The sequence below is a fragment of the Bariatricus sp. TF06-38A genome, from assembly GCF_027690675.1.
Classification (GTDB): domain Bacteria; phylum Bacillota; class Clostridia; order Lachnospirales; family Lachnospiraceae; genus Allocoprococcus; species Allocoprococcus comes.
The window spans coordinates 1-2,543 of record NZ_JAQFCE010000057.1 but is presented as its reverse complement, the minus strand read 5'-3'; the positions used below and the strand labels follow the sequence as shown (position 1 = coordinate 2,543).

Annotated in this window: 3 protein-coding genes; 1 reads left to right on the top strand and 2 read right to left on the bottom strand. The window is 41.0% G+C overall.

The window, feature by feature from the left end; all coding sequences use genetic code 11:
* Nucleotides 1-80 precede the first annotated feature (80 nt).
* Nucleotides 81-1,163, bottom strand: a complete 1,083-nt coding sequence (locus tag PG418_RS18995; RefSeq protein ID WP_117836400.1) for a P1 family peptidase — start codon at nucleotides 1,161-1,163, stop codon at nucleotides 81-83.
* Nucleotides 1,164-1,231: 68 nt separating this feature from the next.
* Nucleotides 1,232-1,741 (bottom strand): peptidylprolyl isomerase, encoded by a 510-nt coding sequence (locus tag PG418_RS18990; RefSeq protein WP_117836398.1) that lies wholly within the window; start codon nucleotides 1,739-1,741, stop codon nucleotides 1,232-1,234.
* A 379-nt stretch (nucleotides 1,742-2,120) separates the two neighbouring features.
* On the opposite strand from PG418_RS18990, the gene PG418_RS18985 reads away from it, so the two are divergent.
* Nucleotides 2,121-2,366, top strand: a complete 246-nt coding sequence (locus PG418_RS18985) for a hypothetical protein (RefSeq protein WP_498837887.1) — start codon at nucleotides 2,121-2,123, stop codon at nucleotides 2,364-2,366.
* Nucleotides 2,367-2,543 lie beyond the last annotated feature (177 nt).

Genomic DNA, 2,543 nt, shown 5'->3' with positions numbered 1-2,543 from the left:
GAACGAATGGTCCTATTTCTTTTAGGGACTTATTTCACAGCCCCTTTCTTTTTAATTGCACTTATTCTTTTGTCCAGTCTTTAGTTTTCTCTATCCTCAAGATATTCCGCAAGGCTGTAATACAGTTCGCCTGCTATTCCACGTGTCTGATTTGCGGCAGTCATGGAATTCAAGATTGCCTCCTGCTCTGCTTCTGCCGCAGCAAGGAAAGCACGGTCGATTATGTTTTCCGGAATTGCTGATATCTGCACAAGTTCCTCCTCATAGCCGGATGGGATTCTGTTTGCAGTCGTAAATCCAATCATAATCTCCCCACTGCCATGACCTGTATAACCACCGGTTCGTGCGATACCAACACCGGTTCTTTTCAGAATCCGTTTGAGCTGACGACTTGTCAATGGAAGGTCTGTAGCCAGAATACTCATAATAGAACCTTTATCTTCTTCAGATGCAGCCATATCACTCTTTTCCTGTTTCCATTCCAGAATTTTAGGACCAACAGCTTCGCCATTCAGTACAAAATCTTTCGTTGCACCAAAGTTTGACTGAACCAGAACACCGATGGTGTATTCTTTTTCTCCAATCGTGATCACGCGGGATGCAGAACCGATTCCACCCTTCATGCCATAGCAGGTCGTACCGGCACCGGCACCTACATCACCTTCTTCGAATTCTTCCGATGCTAATGCAAAAGCCTCGCGCACTTCTTTTTCACCAATTGCACGTTTCTGGATATGATTGATCCGACAGTCATTGCACTCGCCTACGACCGGATTGATACTCTGAGGTTCTATTCCATCCTTCCGGCACTGTTCAATCACGATCTCAACCATTGCATCCAAAACCTTTCCGACATTTAACGTATTGGTAAGAGCAATCGGTGTCTCGAGGGTCCCCAGCTCCTCAACCTGCACAACACCGGCACTTTTTCCAAATCCATTATGAATGTATGCAGCTGCCGTATAGTGCTTGGCAAATGCATTGTCCGGTCCAGGAACGATCACGGTTACACCAGTATGATTTTCTTCTGTCTTCACCGTACAATGCCCTACCCGTATACCAGGCACGTCCGTAATTGCATTCCTTTCTCCTGTTTTTACTCTTCCGGGTACAATTCCAAAGTCCCGAATCCTTTTTGCCCCATTTTGGTTTCCTCCTTGGATTTTGTTGTATTTTTCAATACATGCTGATTTCAGTATAGCACATTTTCTCCGTTGAATGATTTAATATTTCATTTTATGAGTCTGACTTTCGTGATCATCTCTGTTTTTACCGGTCTGTGATAGACAAATCCTGACTGCGGTTCAATGGCTTCTTCTACTTCTACATGTTCCAGTCGTTCAATCTCATCCCAGCCATCGATCACTTTTCCGATTACGGTGAAATTACCATTCAATCTCTCGGAGGCAGCAAGGGTGATATAGTACTGGCTGCCGGAACTGTTCTCTGGATCTCCTGCCATGGCAACAATCCCCCGATGAAAAGTAATTTTGGCATTTTCAGGATTGGTTTTAAATTCCGGTTTGATCATGATATCGATTTGTGGATCAACACCATCAAAAAACAGTGGCTGAAGGACAAATCCCGGTTCCAAACGTTCAATGGCTCTTCCGTCAAATATTCTCTTCTCTGCGAGTCGCATAACACTTGCGCAGGCAATCGGTGCAATTTCCGGCCATAATTCAAAGTGTATCACAGCATTCTCATTTACAGTTATTTCGATGATTGGTTTTTGATTCATTTTCATATTTCCTTTATCTCATTATTTTTTTCGAGGGTCAACCCACCCGTGTATGTCCCTCTTTGTATTTCATTATACAGCTTTTGCTGAAATACTCAAAGTGGAAGTTACCGCCCAAATCCTACTTCGACCAGGTTGGTTCTTCTTTCCCGGTATAATTGAATTTACCATCATTTTACTGCGATATACTTGCAAGAGATTTTTACACCTTTCAGGTTTCTGTTTGTGTGTAACAAACAAAGTGATTTGACTTTTTTGTACGCCAGAATAAAATAAAAATGGTGATTTTGCATTTTATTGACTGTATTCTGACCGGATACTCTGATTTGTGCGTAAAGAATAAATGACAACATAACAAAAATAAAAAGAGGAATACAGAATGAAGAGTACAAAATTATTTCGGAATGTAACGACATATGACAAAGACTTATATGAGAAAACCTTGAAGGAAGATGCCAGAGAAGAAGGCAGAGTGGAAGGACGCGCTGAAATCAGAGCAGAATTAAATGAATTTAAACTACTAAACAAATGTCTCCTAAAAGCCAAACGCTACAGCGAACTCGAACGTGCTACCGAAGACATCGAATACCAAAAGAAACTATTAAAAGAATTAGGCATTGAATAATCCCAAAACATAAATCCCATGTCCGATCACAAACTAAGATGCAATTCATCTTTTCCTGTCATCCGACATGGAATTTTTCTTTTTTATTCTATAGAAAATTTTATTCTTTCTTAATTGCTTTTCACAAAAGACTCCAGTACCATTTGAATAGGCGTATGTAGAAAATCGAATCATATA

What these genes read in the sequence shown, in the direction of transcription:
- PG418_RS18990 (WP_117836398.1), bottom strand. Translation starts at nt 1,741, where the DNA reads ATGAATCAAAAACCAATCATCGAAATAACTGTAAATGAGAATGCTGTG.
- PG418_RS18985 (WP_498837887.1), top strand. Translation starts at nt 2,121, where the DNA reads ATGAAGAGTACAAAATTATTTCGGAATGTAACGACATATGACAAAGAC.